The sequence below is a fragment of the Rhodococcus sp. PvR099 genome (assembly GCF_017833315.1).
Taxonomy (GTDB): domain Bacteria; phylum Actinomycetota; class Actinomycetes; order Mycobacteriales; family Mycobacteriaceae; genus Rhodococcus_G; species Rhodococcus_G oryzae.
In genome coordinates this window covers 459,027-478,605 of the sequence record NZ_JAFIBV010000001.1, presented here as the reverse complement: position 1 = coordinate 478,605, position 19,579 = coordinate 459,027, and the positions used below count along the sequence as shown (strand labels likewise).

Below are 19,579 nucleotides of genomic sequence, written 5' to 3'. Positions count from 1 at the left end.
TCGCTGAGGCCCCATCAGGACCATCCGCAACACCCGCAACAGGGCTTCTAGATGCCGCGATCGAGCGACATCACACCCTGGACGGCCTGATCGGGGCCGGTGGCCTCGAGCCGGACCGCGTCGCGCCCGAAGGCGTGCAGGGCGAGCTCCGCGGGGTCACCGCGCAGCACCACGGTCTCGCCGCCTGCGCTGCGCACCGTGGCCCGACGTCCGTCCGGGCGCTCCAGCACGACCGAGCAGGACGCCAGTCGATATGCGCGCCTGCCCATCCGCCGGGCAACCGCCCACAGCGGACCCGCCCAGGCCGGATCGAGGATCCGGGGCTCCCAGTCCGGACCACCGCGCCGCACGTCCTCGTGGTGGACGAACATCTCGGCCAGATTCAGCTGCTCGTCGAAGGGCCGCATCAGCGACCACACGGGCGGACCCGTCCTGATCTGCTCGAGGAGGTCCTCGAAGGAACCGCGGGCGATCGACGCCTGCACCCGCTCGGTGTACCCGGAAAGGGCGGAGACCATGATGCCCGCGGCCGCATCGGGCCGTCGTTCGCGGAGCACCAGGTGTGCGGCCAGATCCCGGACGGTCCACTCGCCGCACAGCGTTGGCGCGTCGGGCCCGAACTCGGCCATCGTGACCACGAGCGCGAGACGCTCGTCGTGGGCCAGCTTCATGCCCGCCACGCTACTGCCGCGGCGGCCCGTCCGCGCGCTGACACGCACCCAGTACCGTCCCTGCGGTGCCCATCACCGAGATGATCGTCATCGCCCTCGCCGGTTTCGGCGCGGGCGCGATCAACGCCCTCGTCGGCTCGGGAACCCTGATCACCTTTCCCACCCTGGTCGCGTTCGGCTATCCGCCGGTGGTCGCCACGATGTCGAATGCGGTCGGCCTCGTTGCGGGTGGCGTGTCGAGCACCTGGGGATACCGCCGCGAGCTCCGCGGCCAATGGGACCGGCTGCGCTGGCAGATCCCGGCATCGCTGGTGGGAGCGGGCCTCGGCGCCTGGCTGCTGCTGCACCTGCCCGAGAAGGCGTTCGTCACGATCGTGCCGGTGCTGTTGGCACTCGCACTGATCCTGGTGGTCGCCGGTCCGCGGATCCAGGCCTGGGCCCGCGAGCGCGCGGAGGCCCAGGGCCGGGACGCCGAGCACGTCGGGCCTGGCCGGATGGCCGCACTGACCGCGGGTACCTTCGCGGTCGGGGTGTACGGCGGCTACTTCACGGCCGCACAGGGAATCCTGCTGGTGGGCGTGATGGGCGCCCTGCTGCCGGAGTCGATGCAGCGGATGAACGCCGCGAAGAACCTGCTCTCACTGCTGGTCAACATCGTTGCCGCCACGGCGTACACCCTGGTGGCCTTCGACCGGATCAGTTGGGCCGCAGCGGGACTCATCGCCGTCGGATCGCTCATCGGCGGAGCCATCGGCGCCAGGTACGGCCGACACCTCTCCCCGACGGCGCTCCGCGCCGTCATCGTCGTCGTCGGCCTGATCGGACTGTGGCGACTACTGTTCTGACACCCGCGCGCGGGCCGGCCCGGTGATCGAACCGGGCCGGCCGTCGCGAGGAGTGGTGGTGCGGCGGCTAGACGCCGATGACGGTCGGCACGATCATCGGCCGACGCCGGTACTTGTCCGCCACCCAGCGACCGACCACGCGCCGAACCGCCTGCGCGATCCGATGGGTGTCGGTGATGCCCTCGGACGCGAGCCGGGCGAGCTCCGCCTCGACGAGCACCGCGGCCTCCTTGAGCGCCGCCGGGTCGTCGGAGAAGCCGCGCCCGTGCACCTCGGGGGTGCTGACGGCCTTGCCGGTGTGCGTGTCCACGGCGAGCGAGATCGAGATGAATCCGCCCTCGCCGAGCACGAGCCGGTCCGAGAGGGTCGAGTCACCGACGTCGCCGACGGAGTTCCCGTCCACGTAGACCATGCCGACCGGGACCCGGCCCACGATCTCCGCGAGGCCGTCGACCATGTCCACCACGACGCCGTCCTCGGCGAGCACGATGCGCTCCTCCGGGACACCGGTGGCCTTGGCCAGCGCCGCATTGGCCCGCAGGTGCCGCCACTCGCCGTGCACGGGCATCGCGTTGGTCGGCCGCACCGCGTTGTACAGGTACAGCAGCTCGCCCGCCGAGGCGTGACCCGAGACGTGCACCTTCGCGCTCTGCTGGGTGACGACGGTGGCGCCGCGCTTGGCGAGGCCGTTGACCACCGCGAACACCGAGTTCTCGTTGCCGGGGATCAGTGAGGACGCGAGGACCACGAGGTCGTTCGCGCGGACGTTGATCTGCCGGTGCTCCCCGCGGGCCATCCGCGACAGCGCGGAGAGCGGTTCGCCCTGCGAGCCGGTGGAGATGAGCACCAGCCGGTCGTCGGGCAGGTTCGCCGCGGTGTCGACGTCGACGACGACGCCGTCGGGAACGGACAGATAGCCGAGGTCCTGGGCGATCTGCATGTTGCGGACCATGGACCGGCCGACGAACGCGATCCGGCGGTTGTACCGCACCGCGACGTCCACCACCTGTTGGATGCGGTGCACGTGGCTGGCGAACGACGCGACGATGACGCGCTGTTTGGCCTTGCCGATGACGTTGTCCAGGACACCGCCGATCTCCCGCTCGGGAGTGACGAAGCCGGGCACCTCGGCGTTGGTGGAGTCCACCAGGAACAGGTCGACACCCTCGTCGCCGAGCCGCGAGAAGCCCGCGAGGTCGGTCAGGCGGCCGTCGAGCGGCAGCTGGTCCAGCTTGATGTCGCCGGTGTGCAGCACGACGCCCGCGTCGGTGCGGATGGCGATGGCGATGGCGTCCGGAATCGAGTGGTTGACGGCGAAGTACTCGCACTCGAACGGGCCGTGCGTGGTGCGCTGACCCTCGATGACCTCGATCAGGTTCGGCCGCTGCCGGTGCTCGCGGCACTTGGCGGCGACCAGCGCGAGGGTGAACTTCGAGCCGATGACCGGCAGATCCGGGCGCAGGCGCAGCAGGAACGGGATCGCGCCGATGTGGTCCTCGTGACCGTGCGTGAGCACCACGGCCTCGACGTCCGCCATCCGGTCCTCGATGTACGCGAAGTCCGGGAGGATCAGGTCGACACCGGGCTGCTGGTCCTCGGGGAAGAGGACGCCGCAGTCGACGATGAGGATCTTGCCCTTGTGCTCGAAGACCGTCATGTTCCGGCCGATCTCGCCGATGCCGCCCAGCGCGACGACCCGCAGGCCGTTACGGGGCGCCTTCGGCGGGAGGCCGAGCCGTTCGGTCGGGTCGACGCCGACGCGGCCGTCCGGGCGCTGCCCACCGCCCGCGTTCTTCGGCTGCCGCTGCGGACGTCCCGAACCGCCCTGCGAACGAGACTTGGGGGCGTTGCCACCCTGCGACTTGGCGGCGGCGCCGCCCTGCGACTTCGCGCCACCGCGGCGACGCTTGGGTGCCTGCTCCTGCGCCGCAGGTGCCGACTCGGCCGGTGCCTGCTGCTGCGGCTGTTCGGGAGCAGGGGCCGGCGCCTGCTGCTGCGGGGCGGGGGCCTGCTGCTTCGGGGCGGCCTCGGGAGCCGCGGTGGGAGCCGGGGGTCCGGCCTGACGGCTGGCGCTGCGACGACGCGGCGGGCGAGTCATGACAGCACCCCTGCCGCGCGCAGGTCGGCGGCGAGGACCTCGACCTGATCCGGGCTCGGCGGCACCTGTGGCAATCGTGGGTCACCGACGTCGATGCCCTGCAGTCGCAGCCCGGCCTTCGAGGCCGAGACGCCACCGAGCAGGCCGAGCGAACGGATCAGCGGGAGCAGGCTCACGTTGATCTCACGGGCGCGGTCGTTGTCGCCCGCCAGGAACGCATCGCGCAGCTCGCGCAGGCGCCCCGGGACGAGGTGACCGATCACGCTGACGAAACCGGTGGCTCCGACGGAGAGCCACGGCAGGTTCAGCGGGTCATCGCCGGAGAAGAACTGCAGGTCCGTGTTCGCGATCAGCTCCGCGCCCGCGTTCAGGTCGCCCTTCGCGTCCTTGACCGCCAGGATCCGCGGGTGCTCGGCGAGCCGGTAGATCGTCTCGGTCTCGATCGGCACCACCGAGCGCGGCGGGATGTCGTACAGCATCACGGGCAGGTCCGTCGCGTCGGCGACCGCGGTGAAATGCGCCAGCAGGCCGGCCTGCGGCGGCTTCGAGTAGTACGGGGTGACGACGAGCAGTCCGTGCGCGCCCGCCCGAGCGGCGTCACGCGCCAGCTCGACGCTGTGTGCGGTGTCGTTGCTGCCCGCGCCCGCGATGATCCGGGCCCGGCTGCCGACGGCGTCGATGACCGCGCGCATCAGCTCGAGCTTCTCGTTCTCCGTGGTGGTGGGAGATTCACCGGTGGTGCCCGCGAGCACCAACCCGTCGCAGCCGCCGTCGACGAGGTGCGTCGCCAGCCGAACGCCCGCATCGACGTCCAGCTTCCCGTCGCCGGTAAACGGGGTCACCATCGCGGTCAGGATGGTGCCGAACGGATGCTCGACGGGGGCGGATTCACCGTTGGTCATGGTCAGAAGGTTACCCGGTGGGCAGGTGAAGATTGAACACCGCAGTGCCCGTGCCGAATCGCCCCGCTCAGTCGCGGTTGTCGAACTCGCTCACCGCGACCTCGGTGCCGTCCGGCAGTGTCGCGATCTCGAAGTCTCCGAACACATTCGGTGCTGCCTCCGTGAGCTGACGAAGGCATTCGATTGCCAGGCTGCGAATCTCCACGTCGGCATGCTCGGAGGCACGCATCGCGATGAAATGCCGCCACGCCCGGTAGTTGCCGGTGACGACCACCCGGGTCTCGGTCGCATTGGGCAGCACGGACCTCGCCGCCTGCCGTGCCAGGCGCGCCCGCAGCGACCCGTTCGGGACGTGCGCGAGCTTGGTCTCGAGCGCCTCGAGCAGTTCCACGTAGGCGGCGCGGCTGGCATCGGTCGCCGCCACGAACAGCGCTTCGAGTTCGGGGTCGCCGACCACGGCGGGCGGCACCACGACGTTCGCGTCCCGCTCGGTGACCGATCGCTGCGAGAGCTGCGAGTACGACAGGTGCCGATGCCGGATCAGCTCGTGCGTGCAGGAGCGCGAGATCCCCGTGATGTAGAAGCTCACGCTGCCGTGTTCGAGGACCGACAGGTGCCCGACCTCGAGCAGGTGACGCAGGTAGCCGGCGTTGGTCGCGGTTCTCGGGTTCGGCTTCGACCAGCTCTGATAGCAGGCCCGACCGGCGAACTCGACGAGCGCCTCGCCGCCGTCGGCATCGGTCTCCCACGGCACGTCCGCCGGTGGGGCGAACTCCGTCTTCGCGATGAGTTGCACTTTCAGGGACACCGCTTGCCGCACTGCGTTCCTTCCTTGTCCTGCTCGTCCTGCTGAGTCCTGCTCGCCGAATCACCGCACCCTATCGGCGCGACTCCTCGCGTTCACCTGAACGGTGTACCAACTCCTGTGTCCGAACGTCTTGGATCACCGCGCCGTGATCCGCGCCGACCCCCCCATGGAGACACCTCGTGGCCCTCACCCCGAACCGTGCCCGCGTCCTGCGCGCGGCCGCCGCCCTCGCCATCGGAACCTCGATCTTCGTCGGTTCCGCCGCAGGCACCGCACTCGCCGCGGCGCCGGCGGCCGTCGAGCAGTCGACCTTCGACCGGTCTCTGCACCTCGACGGCGCCAAGAACGCCCGCGACGTCGGCGGATACACCACCGTCGACGGCCGCACGGTCAAGACCGGGCTCGTCTTCCGCACCGATGCGCTGAACAAGCTGTCCCCCGCCGACCTCGCCAGGCTCGAGGGCCGCAACGTCAAGGCCGTCGACGACCTGCGCACCGTCTACGAGCGGGCCCTGCAGCCCGACCTCGTACCCGCAGGCGCCAAGGCCAACTGGTACGACGTGCTCGGCGCCTCACCCGTCACCACGCTGGTCGACCTGAACTCGGCGTACCGCGCCTTCATCACCGGCCCCGGTGCCAACCAGGCCTTCGCCGCCGTGCTCCGCGACATCCGCGACACCGACGGCGCGGTGCTCTTCCACTGCAGCGCGGGCAAGGACCGGACCGGCTGGACCGCGGCGGTGCTGCTGACGATCCTCGGTGTCGACCGCGCGACGGTGAACGCCGACTTCATGCTCAGCAACGTCTACCGCGGGGTCGACGCAACCAGCCCCACCGCGATGCTCGACGGCGTCAAGCAGGAATGGCTCGACAGCGCCTTCGCCACCGCCGACGAGCGGTACGGCAGCTTCGACAACTACGTGCACCAGGGCCTCGGTCTGACCGACGCCGACATCGCCGCACTCAAGGCGAAGCTGCTCGCCTGACGCCATGACATCTTGACCGACGTCAACAATGGCGTCACACTGACGTCATGGAACTGTCGGAGTACACCACCACCCTGCGTCACGACCTGATCGCGGCGGCCGCCCTCGGCGACGAGAACACCAAGAGGATCGCCGAGGCGCTGGCCGTCGCGGCCGAGAACTCGGCGCGATTGATGCTGCTGTCCGCGCTCTCCGACCTGGCGGCGGAGGTGTCGACCGCGCTCGGCGACCGGACGGTGCACGTGCGACTCGACGGCGATCGAACGCATGTCGAGGTGGCTCGCCGTGCGCGGCCCGGATCCGGCCCGCGCGGCGAGAGCACGACGAGCGACTACATCAATGACGCCGTTGATGACGTCACCGGTGACATCTCCCGGGTGACCCTGCGCCTGGTGGATCAGATGAAGTCACGCGCGGAGGAGGCGGCATCCGAGAACGGGATGTCACTGAATTCCTGGGTGTCGCAGGCCGTCCAGGGCGCGCTCCGGGACCAGGTGCGCAAGGGCAGGCGTACGGAGGAATGACCTGGACGCGCGTCCGCAACCCAGGACGGTCCCGGAGTGATGTAATGACGCACTGAGTTTGGACGCAATCGCATTAAGGGGTGGGCTCGATGGCCGTGTCAGGCAACAAGGAATTCCACATCAAGGCCGATCCGGCCAAGGTGATGGAGGCGATCGTCGCGGTGGAGCGAGTACCGGAGTGGTCGTCCTCGCACAAGTCGGTGATCGTCGAGAGCACCCACCCCGACGGCCGTCCGCTGCGCGTGCGCATGAAGGTCTCGGTGCTGGGCGTCAACGACGAGCAGGTCGTGGACTACCAGTGGGTCGGCGACGAGAAGGTGAGCTGGAGCCTCGTGGAGAGCGACCAGCAGAAGACCCAGGACGGCTCGTACACGCTCGTCGCGGACGGCGACGGCACGAACGTGACCTTCGATCTGACCGTCGACCTGAAGATCCCGATGCCCGGGTTCATCGTCAAGCGCGGCCAGAAGATCGCCCTCGAAACCGCCTCGAAGGGCCTGACGAAGTTCGTCGAAACCCTCTGACCGACAACCGGATCCGATCCGGCGTGATCAGACCCGATCGGCGAGCGCGGCGGCGAGATCGCCGCGCTCGCCGACCCTGACGTCCGAGAGCCCGAGCCAGTCCGCCATCTCGCGCAGCGACGAGGCCAGCGACTCCACCACGCGCCCGTCCCCGCCCTCGCCCTCGCCCTCCGCGAAGGCGCCGTGCACCTGGAGCGCGTCGGCGCCACGATCGGCCTTCAGATCCACGCGGGCGACCAACTCGCCGTCGAGCAGGAACGGGAACACGTAGTACCCGTGCACCCGCTTGTGCTGGGGCGTGTAGATCTCGAGCCGGTAGTGGAAGTCGAAGATCCGTTCGGTTCGCGGACGGAAGAACACCAACGGGTCGAACGGGCACAGCAACGCCGCTCCGGTGATCCGACGCGGCGTCCGCGCCTCGACGTGGCGGTAGGCGGGCGCTCCCCAGCCGCGCACGGTCACCGGGACCAGAGTCCCCTCGTCCACCAGGTCCGCGATCGCGGCGGCGGCCTGGGCGCGCGAGAGCCGGTAGTAATCGCGCAGGTCCGGCTCCGTTCCGACGCCGAGTGACCGCGCGGCGCGACGGATCAGTTCGCGCACCGCGTCCGCGTCGTCGATCCGGCTGGACACGACGCCTGCCGGGAGCACCCGGTCGGCGAGGTCGTAGTGCCGGACGAAGCCGACCCGCCTGTCCACCGACAGCGCACCCGCCGCGAAGAGTTGCTCGCAGATGACCTTCGTATCGCTGCGATCCCACCACGGCCCGGCCCTGCGACCGCGGTCGATCTCGAGGTGCCGCTCGATGTCGCCCGCGCTCGCCGACCCGACAGCCGAGATCACGTCGACGACGTCGCGAATCAGGGCCGGGTTCCGCTCGAGCACCTGACGTTCCCCGGCCCAGCGACCGCCCTCGTAGGCGCGCATCCGCCAGCGCAGCAGCGGCCAGTCCCCCACCGGGATCAGCGCGGCCTCGTGGGCCCAATACTCGACCAGCGCACGGGGCTTCGCGGCGGTGTGCCGCCACGCGGCGTCGTCCAGGAGGCCCCGGTCGTAGGCGCCGATCCGGCTGAACACCGGCATGTAGTGCGCCCGTACGGCCACCGCGACCGAATCGATCTGCAGTAGCGAGGTCGTACCGACCGCCTTGAGCAGGTGCCTGCGGGTGGGCGCGGTGGTCGGGCGCGCGTCGGCGAACCCCTGCGCGGCCAGAGCGGTTCGCCTGGCGGCGGCGGCCGTCATCTCAAGCATGTCCCCACCCTGCCATCGGGGTCCGACATCAGCCCGAGAGCGAGGGGCAGATTCACCGCTGCAGACGGGATCTCAGGTTGGACAAGGGTAAGGGTCGTGAGGATTACCGAACGTCGGTGTGGGTACCCGCTGGAAGGCCAATGGTGATGTGACGGTGGCCCTGACCGGGCCGGCCCCGAACAGAAAGTCGATGTGATGAAGGTTCATGAACTCCTCGACCTGCCCGAGTCGGTCGACGCGCTGGATCGGGTCAGCGCACCTCTTCAGCAGCGTCTCGACGGACTGCTCGATCACGGTCCGACCGCCGGGTTCCTGCGCGGTTCCTGGCTGGGCCACCCGATACACCCGATGGCGGTCACCGTCCCCGTCGGCGCATGGACAGCGGCGGTCGTACTGGAGACCGTCATGCGCGACCACCACGCGGCGCGGCGCCTGATCGGTCTCGGGCTCGCCGGAGCGCCATTCGCGGTCGTGACCGGATGGGCGGATTGGGTGGAGCGTGACGAGGCAGACCGCCGGGCCGGGCTGATCCATGCGCTCGGCAATACGGCGGCGGCCACCGCGATGCTCGTCTCGTTTCGGCTGCGCAGGCGCGCACCGAGCGTCCGCGCGCAGGCCTGGAGCTGGACGGGTCTGGCGGCAGCTGCGGCCAGCGGCGCCCTCGGCGGTCACATCGCGTTCGGGTCGTCCCGTCGGGCAACGGCCTCCGAGTAGGCAGGGTGCGGGTCGACAAAGCTCCCGCGCGCGACATCAACGGGGCTGCCACGCCAGAGGGCAGCAGTCCTGCCGCCGTTACACCGGTTCCATCCCCGCTATACCGCCCGTCGCAGGCGATCGGGCACCAGATCACCCGGGCACGGCGACGGCATCGTCGGCCGGGATGTCTGCGTCCTCGACTGCCTGAAATACGGTCGGCAACACGTCCGAGAGGAATCGAATCGAGAATCTTGTGGGCCCTCGGACACCAGGACGTGGGTCGAGTCCGCGAACGGGTTTCTGGGGTACTCCGAAAAGCGCTGCCCCAGTGCCATACTCGCGAACCTGGGTGGTCTCGCACTGTGATTGCAGTCCTCGCGCAGAATCCGATCGTTTCGGCACCACCGCACGGGAGGCCGAGTTCGGTGAGACCCTCGATGAGCGGCTCGCCCAGGAGGAGCCCAAGGACGGGTGATTTTAGGTGGCGCGCCCTGTCAGGTCGACGTCTTGCTGATGCAGTTCATGACCGTCTGGACCACTCATTTGACGCGCTCGTTGTCGACCGGCCGGGCTTCGCGCTCTGCCCGTAGGTCTGCGTTCTCGATCTCCAGTCGGAGTTTTTCGGCCTCGAGCTGCAGGATCCGCGCAATTCCCGCAAGGTTGATTCCGCCGGCGACGAGTTCGGCGATATGACGCAAGGCCATCAGGTCGTCGTCACTGTAACGCCGAGTGCCGCCCTCGGTCCGGGCCGGGGCGAGCAGTCCCCGCTGCTCGTACAGACGCAATGTCTGCGGATCGATGCCCGACAGTTCAGACGCGACCGAGATGCCGTAGACGCCCAGCCGCGAACGAGGGGTGGACTCTTGCGTCATTGCGGTACCTCCAGCGTCTGATGTCCTCTTGCACCAGGCTAGCAGCAGTGGCACCATAATCTGCGCCCGCGATGAGAGATAACTTTACACTTGAAGCTTTGATTATCCAGAGCCGCTTCCATCAGTATTGACCCGCCTGGAGGTAACGGTGATGTTGATGCCCGCAGACCAGTTTCGCGGAAGCGACCGCCTCGCTCGGCAGAAGGTGCAGAGGGTGGCTCGTCCGGCAGTGATACCAGCGGACATGTGGCGCACCGCGCACAGGACCTGACTCCGATCGCATTTCAGCGCTATTCGATCTCGCGGCTACTCACGCACGATCCCTGACCCTGTTCGGCTACCGATGCCTGCTTCTCGCTCTCACAGCGCGACCCGAGTGGAGGAGGTCTGGAAATGCACATTCACATTCGTCAGTACAGCCGCTTGGATGACTGTCTCTGCGAAGCACGGGGCCGAAGCCGGGGCCCTGGATCAACTGTTGTCGAAGTCGGCGGTGAACTCGACTACACGTCCGTCGAAGCTCTGCGATCGGCCCTCGAAACCGGCATCGACACAGCGGTCATGAGCCTGATACTGGATCTGACCCACACGACTTTTCTCGGGATTTCTGGTGCACAGTTGCTGGCGCGAGCGAACATCCGCGCCTCCGCCAATGGCCTCCAACTCCTTCTCGTCGCACCTGCGCGCGGTGTCGTGCGCGCGCTTGATGTGGCCGGCTTGGCGAACCAGTTCCGAATCTTCACGACGATTCAGGACGCGGTCGATGAGAACCGGCGCCTACGCCTGGCTCCAGCCGAAACGCCAGAAGTGCAACTTTTCCCAGCCCCAAGAGGGGCATGAGATCGCCCTGGCAGACTCGACCTGATCTGGTTCACGGAAGCGTGTCTGACCAATGCACTCGAGATGGATTCCTTCATCTCTGATGCCGAACGTTGCGGCGACACGGAAGTGGCCGACTTCTTCCGACGCGCGCAGGCAGACAGCAGGAAGGGCGCGGAGCAAGGCAAGCAACTGATGCTCAGCAGACTTGGCGCCACTGGCTGAGTCCTTCGGCTCCCGAACTCCGGCATGCTCGCCCGATTGCATCCCGCTTTCGCGGGTACCCGGTCTGGCATGAAGGAACTCGATGCAGTGCTAGGTGCCCCGTTCACGTTCGCCTCAGCGTTCCGCCGAGCGCGTATCTTCCACCCGCGTGGGGTGCTCACCCAGGGGCACGCGGAACTGGGAGCGCACTGGTGGCCGGTTCAAGGACGGATACCGGTGACCGCCCGACTCTCCCGGGGAATCGGTCTCCCCGGCGTGCTACCGGACATGATGGGTCTCGCAATTCGTTTACACCTGATCGGTGGGCCGTGGGACCTGCTGCTGGTGTCGGCCCAGCTGTCCACGCGGGTGGTGCTGTGGCCGGCCCGCGGCTGGTCCAGCGCAAGATACAGCAGCGTCACCGCCTATTGCGCGGAGGACGGACCTGCCACCTGGGTTTTCGCCGTGCCGGACCACGGGCAACCACGAACGGGTTCGACGTCGGCGCTGATCGACGGCGGCCCCTTGCACTTCACGCTCTCCCTGGCGACTGCCCGCGGCAAGGCGACCCCGGCGGGCCGGATCTGGCTGGACTCTCCGAGCGCAGTCGCCGACGACGCGCAGCCCGCGTTCGATCCCGTGATCAACCTCCCGCCCGAGCTGCGGATGTGGCCGGAATGGCTTGCCACCCCGCGGAGGACGGCGTACTGGGCGAGCCGAGTCGGGCGCGGCGCCGCGCTCCCCGTACCCGAAGCCGAACCGCGCGCGTAGCGCGCCCTCCCGGCACTGCTTACCGCCAGCCCGCGCGTCCGGAACAACACTCATAGAGGTCGTTCCCACACCACCGCGCCCTGCTCACTTGAGGTCGCCTCTGTGCAGTGAAGTGTCATCTTCGGGTGAGTCGTCACCGCTCGAACCGTCGATTCCCTCTTCTGCTTGCTCTCCATTGCCCACGATGTCCCCCTCCATGAAGAGGATCCCGTGTGCGACAGCCCTCCATTTCGGAATCGATCGCAGAAGAAATCCAGGTCCATGCTGAAGTGCTGGTCAAATCGCATGCTGGCTCCTCTGGATGTGCACCCGCACTCGAGGGTTCCATGGGCGTCCCGCGGCGCGTCAGCGGTATCGGGAGGGCGAGTACGCGGGAGGCTCCTGCATCTCTTGCACCAGGAAGGTGAGGAGTGCCAAAATAATCTGTGGTGGGAATAGAAGATAACCTAAGTACGTTGACACTGGTATCAACTGTTCATTTGGGAAGTTGCCTGGAGGTGACGATGATGTCGATGCGTACTGATCCCTTCCGTGACTTCGACCGGCTCGCCCAGCAGGTCTTCGGCACAGTGGCGCGTCCGGCTGCGATGCCGCTGGATGCATGGCGCGACGGCGACAGGTTCATCGCCGAATTCGACCTTCCCGGTATTGAGGCCGACTCGATCGATCTCGACGTCGAGCGAAACGTACTCACCGTTCACGCGGAACGCCCAGAGTTGAGCGGGGATTGCGAACTGGTCTCCGCCGAGCGGCCCCGTGGCGTGTTCAGTCGACAGCTGTTCCTCCGCGAAACCCTGGATACCGACGGCATCGAGGCGAGCTATGAGGATGGCGTCCTGAGGTTGTCCATCCCGGTGGCGGAGAAGGCGAAGCCCCGCAAGATCGAGATCGCAGGCAAACATGAACAGAAGGTGATCGACGCCTGACAGGCGCGTTGTCCCCAATAGTCCAGGTGCTCTTGAAGTTCAGGCGAATGCGGAATCGAAACCATCGCCGCGGCTCCCCTGGCACTGCCCTGGCGGCTGGAGCCGGTTTGAGCGGTGCCATACGAGGGCATTCCCAGCTTCGATCGATTCGCCACGGATGCTGCGGAATTCACTTCCCGCGCTTGGTTCTTTGCATTGTGCGCGTTCCTCGTGGTCTTCTGGGTGCCGTCGATTGCCGGTGCCACCCACGTGGCTGTTGCGCGCCGCTATCAGATTTACGCGAAGCTTCTCCCGGAATGTCGGACGGGCCGTCGTGATCGAAAACCACCCGAGACCACCACCGGTCGAGGGGGCTCGATTCCGGCCAGATCACTGAGTCCTGGGCTGTCTCTGGCTGGCGTCGCTCACCCGTACGGGACGACCGATGCGTTGTACGGTCCACAACCTCGCCTCCCCATCTACCCCGCGCAGAAATACCATCGTTCGCCGGTTCGGAACCGGCACAGCGGCTTTGGCGAACCGTCACAGATCCTCGTCGATACAGGCCAGGCGGTCACCGGCCATGCCGGCCACGCCGGGACCAGTCATGGTGCGCTGTGCGTGGAGGACGACGGAATTGGCCTCGTCGTCGCGAAACTCCCAGTTGACGGCCGTCGACGACTGCGCGTTGCCGTTCCCATCGGTGGTGACGTCGAGCCAGATCTCGTTCTGTGGGTTCGCGTAGGCAGGATCCGACGACGGCGATTCCGGGGTGGCCATCGGATCGACATCGTTCTGATAATGCGGACCCGAATCCGACGGTTCCCGCCCACACGCCCGCGTGTGCACGTGCACGCCGAAGTCGCGGTTGGGCGCGAGGCCGGTCGCGCTGAATGTGACCGTGGTGCGGCCATCGTCGACGTTCACCGACGAACCCACCGGGACGGCGGCTTCGTCGTAGGTGAAGGCATTGTCGGTGCCGCCTTCCACCGGCAAAGTGAAGCCGCCGCGGGGGGTGAGCAGGCTGGTGGTCGCCGTTTCGAGCGACGTCGGAGGCGTCTCGACTGTCGCGCTGTCGTCAGTCGATTCATCGTCGTTGCCGCACCCCGCGACGACGAGGACAGTCACGGAAGCCCCTGCAATCAAGGTCGCGCATCGTGTGTACATGACTAGGCACTACCCACAATGCGGGGTGCTGAACCACGACCGGCGCTCACCAGCGTGCGATGTCCTGAACCGTGCGGGTGACCGCGAGTTTCACGACCTGCGTGAGGTCACCGGATCGGAGCAGGGTTCGATGCTGCCAGTCGGCGCCGTTGCCGTCCTCGAGCCGGTTCGCGAGGGCCGACTTCACCCGTCGATATTCGCCGAGCTCGTCGAGCGCATCGTGTACGTGATCGAGCAGGGCTCCTACGAGGGCGGCCGGCGTCTTCGGTCTACCGGTGTGCGGGTCCAGGGCCGTTCCGGACACTCCCACCCGCGCGGCCGCCCAGCTTGCCGCGCGCAGTGTCTCGAGCGCAACCGGCGGCGCACCTGCGCCACGTTCGATCGCGCGAGTCGCAGTCATCACGAGCGCCCGGACGATGGTGGCCAGAAGCACGGCGTCATCGACCGTCGGCTGCACGTCACTGACCCGGACCTCGACCGTCGGAAGATGACTGGACGGTCGAACGTCCCAATACACCATCCGTTCATCCATGATCGTCCCGCTGTCGACCAGCATGTCGACGAGTGCCTCATAGTGTCGCCGTGAGTCGAAGTAGGGTGGCGGCCCCGACACCGGCCATCGAGACCACAGGATCCATCGCCAACTGGCGAAACCGGTGTCCAGGTCCCGGTGGATCCGTGAGTTTCCTCCGAGGGCGAGGAGAATCGGCAGCCACGGCCGCACATGGTTGCAGACCTCGATCGCCGTCTCGCGCTCCGGGACGTCCACATGGACGTGGCAACCACAGATGCCCTGCTCGAGTGCAAGCGCGCCATACCTCTCCGCCATGGCGCGATAACGATCGGAGTCGGTGACACTGATCCGCCACGGACCGATCAGGGGTGCCGCCGTGGCCACCAGCCGGCAGTCGTGGCGCAGAGCTGCGGCCGCGGCCACTGTGCGCATCCGAAGTAGGTGCGCGCGCAGTTCGCGGGCATCGTGGCAGATGGGGGTGTTCGTCTCGACCTGGCATTGGGTGAGCTCGAGTTGCAGCTCGAGTCCGAGTTCGGAAGCGCTACGGGCGACGGCAGCGTTGTCCATACGCAGCATTGCCGTGTGTGCGTCGACGAGCAGGAATTCCTCCTCGACGCCGATCGTCGGGCCACTCGAACCCTGCCGAGATGCCCGGGAACCGCTGCCCAGAATTCTGCTCATCCCCGCGACTACCCGCCCGAAAGGTCCCGGAAACGTGATCGGCGATGTTTGAAGGGACGCCTGTTCAAGCGCTGTGGTTGATCATCCGATCGCACACTGCGCCAGCAATTCCAGTGCCCGCTCCAGCGATGCCTGCACCACCTCCGCAGGTGTCCCATCGAAGCGGCTCATCTCGCAGAACTCGGCGACGGGCGAGGTCACCGCCAGCCAGACGGTGCCGGGTTCCTGCCCGTCTTGCCCCTCGGGCCCACCCGCGCCCGTCACGCTCACAGCAAGATCGGCGCCGAGCAATCGGGCGACCCCCGTGGCCATACTGCGCGCCGCGGCCTCCGATACCACCGGCCCGTCGGGCACCCCGAGCACCGACCGCTTCACGTCGCTCGAGTAGGCAACGACTCCACCACGGAACCACAACGAGGCATCGGGCGCCGCGCCGAGTGCGGCCGCCACCTGTCCCGAGGTGAGGGATTCCGCGGTAGCGACGGTCCAGCCCCGTCCGGAGACTGAGCCGGCGACCCGTTCCGCCAGATCACTGACCGAGACCGATTTCGATTCATTTCCCATCGCGACCTCCCGATCGGCGTGCCGCCTGGGCTTCCGCCAGCGTCACCGCAACGGTCGCCCCCAGCTCGTAACAGAGTTCGCGGGCGCGGGCATCGATCCCGTCGGTGACCTCCACCGTCTGCGCCACCTTCGTCAGCGCGAGCCCGGCGACGATCTTGTCCACCGACCGCACCGCCCCGGCGGTGTCGTTGTTGCCGTGCACCCACAGCCCGTACGGGCGGCCCGCGACGGCGTCGAGGCACGGGTAGTAGACGGTGTCGAAGAAATGCTTGAGCGCCCCCGACATGTAGCCGAAGTTCGCCGAGGTGCCGAAGACGTAGCCGTCCGCGGCCAGCACATCCGGGATGGTGGCCCCGAGCGCGGGCAGCGAGCGCACGGTGACCCCCTCGATCTCCGGGTCGTTGGCACCGCCCAGCACCGATTCGACCAACTCGCGGGTGGCGGGCGAGGGCGTGTGGTGCACGACCAAAAGGGTTGGCTGCCTGCGCTCGTCCGTCACGCGGTCCAGAGTACGGCCGAGGCGGGACCGACGGTGCGGGTCAGCCCTGCTCCCGCTCGGCCTGCTCCAGCGCGACGGCCCGGCGCATGGTGTCGCGGGCCCGGCCGCGATCGCCCGCGTAGTCGTACGCCCGCGCGAGCCGGTAGGAGTTGCGCCAGTTGTCCGGATCGGCCTCCCACTCCGACTTCACCTGTGCGAAAAGCTCATCCGCGGCATCCCTGTCGATCCGACCCGAGGGCCGCCTCGGCAGCTCCGACACATCGAGCTCGAGTCCCTCGTCCGCGATGCGCTGCGCGAGGTGCTGGTGCTGGAATCCGGCACGCAGCGTCACCACCACGATCCAGACCCCCAGCACCGGCAGCAGGAGCACGCCGATGCCCAGTCCGATCGGCGCCACTCCCCCCTCCCGGATCAGGTCGAGGCCGCGCTGGCCGAGCAGCACGAAGTAGAAGCCGAGCGCGAGGACGATCGCCGCGATGGTGACGACGACCTTGGTGGTGCCGTTCTTCACAGGTCGAGCAGGGGGTCGATGCCGACGGTGAGCCCCGGACGACCCGCGATCGCCCGGACACCGAGCAGGACGCCGGGCGCGAAGGAGTTGCGGTCGATCGAATCGTGCCGGATGGTCAGCGTCTCGCCCTGGGTTCCGAGCAGGACCTCCTGGTGCGCAACGAGTCCCGCGAGGCGGACCGAGTGAACCCGGACCCCGTTCACGTCGGCGCCGCGCGCACCCTCGAGCTCGGTGGAGGTCGCGTCCGGGCTCGGCCCGCGGCCGGCCTTCTCGCGTGCCGCCGCGATCAGCGCGGCGGTGCGGTAGGCGGTGCCCGACGGGGCATCCGCCTTGTTCGGGTGGTGCAGCTCGATGACCTCGACCGAGTCGAAGAAGCGCGCTGCCTGCTCGGCGAACCGCATGGACAGCACGGCGCCGATGGCGAAGTTCGGCGCGATCAGCACGCCCACCTCGGGGTTCTCCACCAGCCAGGACTGCACGGTGGCCAGCCGTGCGTCATCGAAACCGGTGGTCCCGACGACCGCGTGGATGCGGTTGGCCACCAGGAACTCCAGGTTGCCCATCACCACGTCGGGGTGGGTGAAGTCGACCACGACCTGTGTACGGGTGTCGACGAACGTCTCGATCCGGTCGCCCTGGTCGACCTGCGCGACGAGTTCCAGATCGGGCGCGGCCTCCACTGCCTCGCAGATGGCGCGGCCGACCTTGCCGCTGGCACCAAGAACACCGACCCGGATCATCGTCACTCGATTCACTCTCCGTCTATCACGTTGACTCTCGAAGGAAGCCTACGCAATCGCACCGGGGGTGCGAACGGCGCTACCGATCCGCCGCGGGCACCAGGCCGGGCGCGGTCCGGAACGAGATCCGCTCCATCAGCGGCCTGCGCTTGGTGTTGTGAAACGCCGCGATCCGCCACCGCCCGTCGGCCTCGCGGACCATCGCGTACGTCTGGACCTTGCTGAGCTTCGCGGGCGGATCGCCCTTGTAGGTGTCGCCGCGGCCGGTGACCACGGCGGCGTCCGCGCCGAGGAACCTGACGTCGAGCACCCGGTCCGCCAGGCGGGTCCCCTTGACGAACTTGTCGAACAGCACCCGATGGCTCTCGACGATGTCGGCGCGGCCCCGGTAGTAGGTGCCGACATAGGTGACGTAGGTGGCGTCGTCGGTGAACTGCGCGCCGTAGGCATCGGCGTCGTGGCGCCCCCACGCGTCGACGAGCGCATCGATGACCTGATCGATCGCGGCGCGATCCTCGGTGGTGCCCATACCGTCCTCCTCCTCGTTAGACTGGAGCAGATACTGCACATGAGCATTATCTGCATACGTGCAGATATAATACTAGGAGGGATGCACGGTCATGGCAAGCGACACCGAGGCGAACCGGCATGCGATCTTCCGCGAATACCTCGACGCCGTCGGCCTCAACGGCCTTGCCGGCGCGGAAGCGGCGGGGCTGCACACCTCCGAATGGCACGCCATGAGCAGGATCGGCCTGCACGGCAGCCTGACCTCGGGTCAACTGGCGGCCGAAACCGGCCTCACCACGGGCGCCACCACCCGCCTGATCGACCGACTCGAACGCGCCGGGTACGTGCGGCGCGCGGCCGATCCCGCCGACCGCAGGCGGGTGATCATCGAACCGGTCGCGGAGGCCCTACCCGAGATCGACGAGGTGGTGGGCCCGGCCCGCCGACACCTGGCCGAGGTCCTCACCCGATACTCCCCCGAGCAGCTCGACCTGCTGTTCGATTACTTCGCGCACGCCGCGCCCGCCTTTCGCGCGGCCACCGAGGAGATCCGCGCCGCGACTACTTCCCGGAACAGCGGTCCGCGGAGAAGCTCGGGTCCAGCGCCTTCCTGACGATATAGGCGGCCGTCGGCGAGGTGGCGAGCGCGATGTGATCGGAGTGGTCCGCGGCGCACAGGTCCTGGATCCACAGATTCTCGACCGTGGCACCGGGGCCCGCGGCGAGGAAGGTCGCCTCGGGCGGCGTGGAGATCGAGTCGTTCCGGCTGGCGACTACCGTGTAGTCGATCCCGGGCATGGTGTCACCACCGGAGTTCAGTGCGGTGATCACCGGGCTGTCCACGAGCTGCTGGACCGAGGCCTTGCCCGCGACGCCCTCGGCCACACCGACCATCGGCGGGATCCGCTTCGCCAGCTCCGACATCCCGGACATCGTGGTGCCGTGGTTGGTCGCGCCCAGCGTGATCAGATTGCGCACCTTGTTGCGCGATGGATCCTCGGCGTTCGCGCCGCCCTCGAACTTGAGGAACTGGCGGGCGACCACCCCGCCCTGCGAATGCGCGACGACGTCCACCTGATCGGCGCCGGTGCTCTGCAACACCCGACCGACGAACGCACCGACCTGCCTGGCCGACGTCGGGATGTCGCTGGTCGCGTACATGCCCATCGCGCCCATCATGCTCGTCGGGTCCTTGCCGTAGTTCAGCGTGAAGACGCAGTACCCGTCCGCCGCGAGTTCGGGCGAGAGACCGTCCCAGCTGTTCTGGTTGCTCATGGTGCCGTGCAACAGGACGACGGGACGCGGATGATCGGCGGTGGGCCTGCACTCCCAGAGGTTTGCGCCGGGCGGTGCCTCCGCGGGCTCGGAATCGCCGACCGACCCGGCGCCCGCCGGTCCCGCGATGGCAAACGTCAACGCGCCCAGTGTGATCAACGCTGTTCCGGCCCGACGGATCAGGGTCCAGGCGCTCGTAGGTCTTGTCACGGCTGGACAGTAACGGAGATCACAGCATCTCGCGC

At 68.0% G+C, this 19,579-nt stretch carries 24 protein-coding genes and 1 pseudogene; 10 read left to right on the top strand and 15 right to left on the bottom strand.

Annotated features, from left to right (window positions below; translation table 11 throughout):
• Nucleotides 1–47: 47 nt before the first annotated feature.
• Nucleotides 48–671 carry a TIGR03085 family metal-binding protein gene (locus JOE46_RS02310; RefSeq protein WP_097211188.1) on the bottom strand — a complete coding sequence of 208 codons (624 nt, stop codon included), beginning with the start codon at nucleotides 669–671 and terminating at the stop codon, nucleotides 48–50.
• An 80-nt stretch (nucleotides 672–751) separates the two neighbouring features.
• Between JOE46_RS02310 and JOE46_RS02305 the strand changes: the two genes are divergently transcribed.
• Nucleotides 752–1,516 carry a sulfite exporter TauE/SafE family protein gene (locus JOE46_RS02305; RefSeq protein WP_179800513.1) on the top strand — a complete coding sequence of 255 codons (765 nt, stop codon included), beginning with the start codon at nucleotides 752–754 and terminating at the stop codon, nucleotides 1,514–1,516.
• A 67-nt stretch (nucleotides 1,517–1,583) separates the two neighbouring features.
• Here JOE46_RS02305 and JOE46_RS02300 read toward each other — a convergent pair whose 3' ends face one another.
• From JOE46_RS02300 to thyX, 3 genes are all read right to left on the bottom strand, one after another.
• Entirely contained in the window at nucleotides 1,584–3,614 is a 2,031-nt protein-coding gene (locus JOE46_RS02300) for a ribonuclease J (RefSeq protein ID WP_097211186.1), read from the bottom strand.
• A complete protein-coding gene (dapA, locus tag JOE46_RS02295) occupies nucleotides 3,611–4,516 on the bottom strand; it encodes a 4-hydroxy-tetrahydrodipicolinate synthase (protein ID WP_097211185.1) in 906 nt (301 codons plus the stop codon). The genes JOE46_RS02300 and dapA overlap by 4 nt, the downstream gene beginning before the upstream one ends.
• 67 nt (nucleotides 4,517–4,583) lie before the next feature.
• Nucleotides 4,584–5,336 (bottom strand): FAD-dependent thymidylate synthase, encoded by a 753-nt coding sequence (gene thyX / locus JOE46_RS02290; protein WP_097211184.1) that lies wholly within the window; start codon nucleotides 5,334–5,336, stop codon nucleotides 4,584–4,586.
• Nucleotides 5,337–5,503: 167 nt separating this feature from the next.
• On the opposite strand from thyX, the gene JOE46_RS02285 reads away from it, so the two are divergent.
• The 3 genes from JOE46_RS02285 to JOE46_RS02275 all read left to right on the top strand — a co-directional run bounded on the left by JOE46_RS02285 (nucleotide 5,504) and on the right by JOE46_RS02275 (nucleotide 7,358).
• Nucleotides 5,504–6,310 (top strand): tyrosine-protein phosphatase, encoded by an 807-nt coding sequence (locus tag JOE46_RS02285; protein ID WP_209926097.1) that lies wholly within the window; start codon nucleotides 5,504–5,506, stop codon nucleotides 6,308–6,310.
• 47 nt (nucleotides 6,311–6,357) lie between these two features.
• Nucleotides 6,358–6,834, top strand: coding sequence for a toxin-antitoxin system HicB family antitoxin (locus tag JOE46_RS02280; protein ID WP_209926096.1), 477 nt, complete (start codon nucleotides 6,358–6,360; stop codon nucleotides 6,832–6,834).
• Between the two features lie 89 nt (nucleotides 6,835–6,923).
• Nucleotides 6,924–7,358, top strand: a complete 435-nt coding sequence (locus JOE46_RS02275; RefSeq protein ID WP_097211330.1) for an SRPBCC family protein — start codon at nucleotides 6,924–6,926, stop codon at nucleotides 7,356–7,358.
• A 27-nt stretch (nucleotides 7,359–7,385) separates the two neighbouring features.
• Here the strand turns inward: JOE46_RS02275 and JOE46_RS02270 are convergent, their stop codons facing one another.
• Nucleotides 7,386–8,606, bottom strand: a complete 1,221-nt coding sequence (locus JOE46_RS02270) for a winged helix-turn-helix domain-containing protein (RefSeq protein WP_209926095.1) — start codon at nucleotides 8,604–8,606, stop codon at nucleotides 7,386–7,388.
• 195 nt (nucleotides 8,607–8,801) lie between these two features.
• Here JOE46_RS02270 and JOE46_RS02265 point away from each other — a divergent pair, with 195 nt between their 5' ends.
• A complete protein-coding gene (locus JOE46_RS02265; protein WP_097211181.1) occupies nucleotides 8,802–9,320 on the top strand; it encodes a DUF2231 domain-containing protein in 519 nt (172 codons plus the stop codon).
• A gap of 135 nt (nucleotides 9,321–9,455) precedes the next feature.
• Here the strand turns inward: JOE46_RS02265 and JOE46_RS26240 are convergent.
• Together JOE46_RS26240 and JOE46_RS02260 are read right to left on the bottom strand one after the other, a co-directional pair.
• A pseudogene (locus JOE46_RS26240) lies at nucleotides 9,456–9,677 on the bottom strand (glutathione-dependent formaldehyde dehydrogenase); the annotation flags it as partial.
• A 164-nt stretch (nucleotides 9,678–9,841) separates the two neighbouring features.
• Nucleotides 9,842–10,174, bottom strand: a complete 333-nt coding sequence (locus JOE46_RS02260; RefSeq protein WP_097211180.1) for a MerR family transcriptional regulator — start codon at nucleotides 10,172–10,174, stop codon at nucleotides 9,842–9,844.
• A 393-nt stretch (nucleotides 10,175–10,567) separates the two neighbouring features.
• On the opposite strand from JOE46_RS02260, the gene JOE46_RS02255 reads away from it, so the two are divergent.
• The 4 genes from JOE46_RS02255 (at nucleotide 10,568) to JOE46_RS02245 (ending at nucleotide 12,894) form a co-directional block, all read left to right on the top strand.
• Entirely contained in the window at nucleotides 10,568–11,014 is a 447-nt protein-coding gene (locus tag JOE46_RS02255) for an STAS domain-containing protein (RefSeq protein WP_097211179.1), read from the top strand.
• Nucleotides 11,015–11,035: 21 nt separating this feature from the next.
• Complete coding sequence (locus tag JOE46_RS26235; RefSeq protein ID WP_097211178.1) at nucleotides 11,036–11,218, top strand: hypothetical protein; 183 nt, start codon at nucleotides 11,036–11,038, stop codon at nucleotides 11,216–11,218.
• 216 nt (nucleotides 11,219–11,434) lie between these two features.
• Nucleotides 11,435–11,968, top strand: a complete 534-nt coding sequence (locus JOE46_RS02250) for a phosphodiesterase (protein WP_257017337.1) — start codon at nucleotides 11,435–11,437, stop codon at nucleotides 11,966–11,968.
• A gap of 503 nt (nucleotides 11,969–12,471) precedes the next feature.
• Nucleotides 12,472–12,894: an Hsp20/alpha crystallin family protein gene (locus JOE46_RS02245; RefSeq protein WP_097211329.1), complete on the top strand. Its 423-nt coding sequence runs from the start codon at nucleotides 12,472–12,474 to the stop codon at nucleotides 12,892–12,894.
• Between the two features lie 522 nt (nucleotides 12,895–13,416).
• Here JOE46_RS02245 and JOE46_RS02240 read toward each other — a convergent pair.
• The 7 genes from JOE46_RS02240 to JOE46_RS02210 form a co-directional block, all read right to left on the bottom strand.
• Nucleotides 13,417–14,040, bottom strand: a complete 624-nt coding sequence (locus JOE46_RS02240; RefSeq protein ID WP_209926094.1) for a superoxide dismutase family protein — start codon at nucleotides 14,038–14,040, stop codon at nucleotides 13,417–13,419.
• A 46-nt stretch (nucleotides 14,041–14,086) separates the two neighbouring features.
• Nucleotides 14,087–15,235, bottom strand: a complete 1,149-nt coding sequence (locus JOE46_RS02235) for a glutamate--cysteine ligase (RefSeq protein WP_097211175.1) — start codon at nucleotides 15,233–15,235, stop codon at nucleotides 14,087–14,089.
• Nucleotides 15,236–15,316: 81 nt separating this feature from the next.
• On the bottom strand, nucleotides 15,317–15,799 hold the full coding sequence (locus JOE46_RS02230; RefSeq protein WP_097211174.1) for a CinA family protein: 483 nt from the start codon (nucleotides 15,797–15,799) through the stop codon (nucleotides 15,317–15,319).
• A complete protein-coding gene (locus tag JOE46_RS02225; protein ID WP_209926093.1) occupies nucleotides 15,789–16,298 on the bottom strand; it encodes a flavodoxin family protein in 510 nt (169 codons plus the stop codon). Before JOE46_RS02225 ends, JOE46_RS02230 begins: the two co-directional genes overlap by 11 nt.
• 40 nt (nucleotides 16,299–16,338) lie before the next feature.
• Nucleotides 16,339–16,809, bottom strand: a complete 471-nt coding sequence (locus tag JOE46_RS02220) for a hypothetical protein (protein ID WP_097211172.1) — start codon at nucleotides 16,807–16,809, stop codon at nucleotides 16,339–16,341.
• Nucleotides 16,806–17,549, bottom strand: coding sequence for a 4-hydroxy-tetrahydrodipicolinate reductase (gene dapB, locus JOE46_RS02215; RefSeq protein ID WP_209928918.1), 744 nt, complete (start codon nucleotides 17,547–17,549; stop codon nucleotides 16,806–16,808). Before dapB ends, JOE46_RS02220 begins: the two co-directional genes overlap by 4 nt.
• 79 nt (nucleotides 17,550–17,628) lie before the next feature.
• Nucleotides 17,629–18,078, bottom strand: coding sequence for an SgcJ/EcaC family oxidoreductase (locus tag JOE46_RS02210; protein WP_097211171.1), 450 nt, complete (start codon nucleotides 18,076–18,078; stop codon nucleotides 17,629–17,631).
• 91 nt (nucleotides 18,079–18,169) lie between these two features.
• On the opposite strand from JOE46_RS02210, the gene JOE46_RS02205 reads away from it, so the two are divergent.
• Nucleotides 18,170–18,673, top strand: a complete 504-nt coding sequence (locus tag JOE46_RS02205; protein WP_097211170.1) for a MarR family winged helix-turn-helix transcriptional regulator — start codon at nucleotides 18,170–18,172, stop codon at nucleotides 18,671–18,673.
• Here JOE46_RS02205 and JOE46_RS02200 read toward each other — a convergent pair.
• Nucleotides 18,621–19,544 carry an alpha/beta fold hydrolase gene (locus JOE46_RS02200; protein WP_307861242.1) on the bottom strand — a complete coding sequence of 308 codons (924 nt, stop codon included), beginning with the start codon at nucleotides 19,542–19,544 and terminating at the stop codon, nucleotides 18,621–18,623. The two genes, JOE46_RS02205 and JOE46_RS02200, sit on opposite strands and share 53 nt — an antisense overlap.
• Nucleotides 19,545–19,579: the final 35 nt, after the last annotated feature.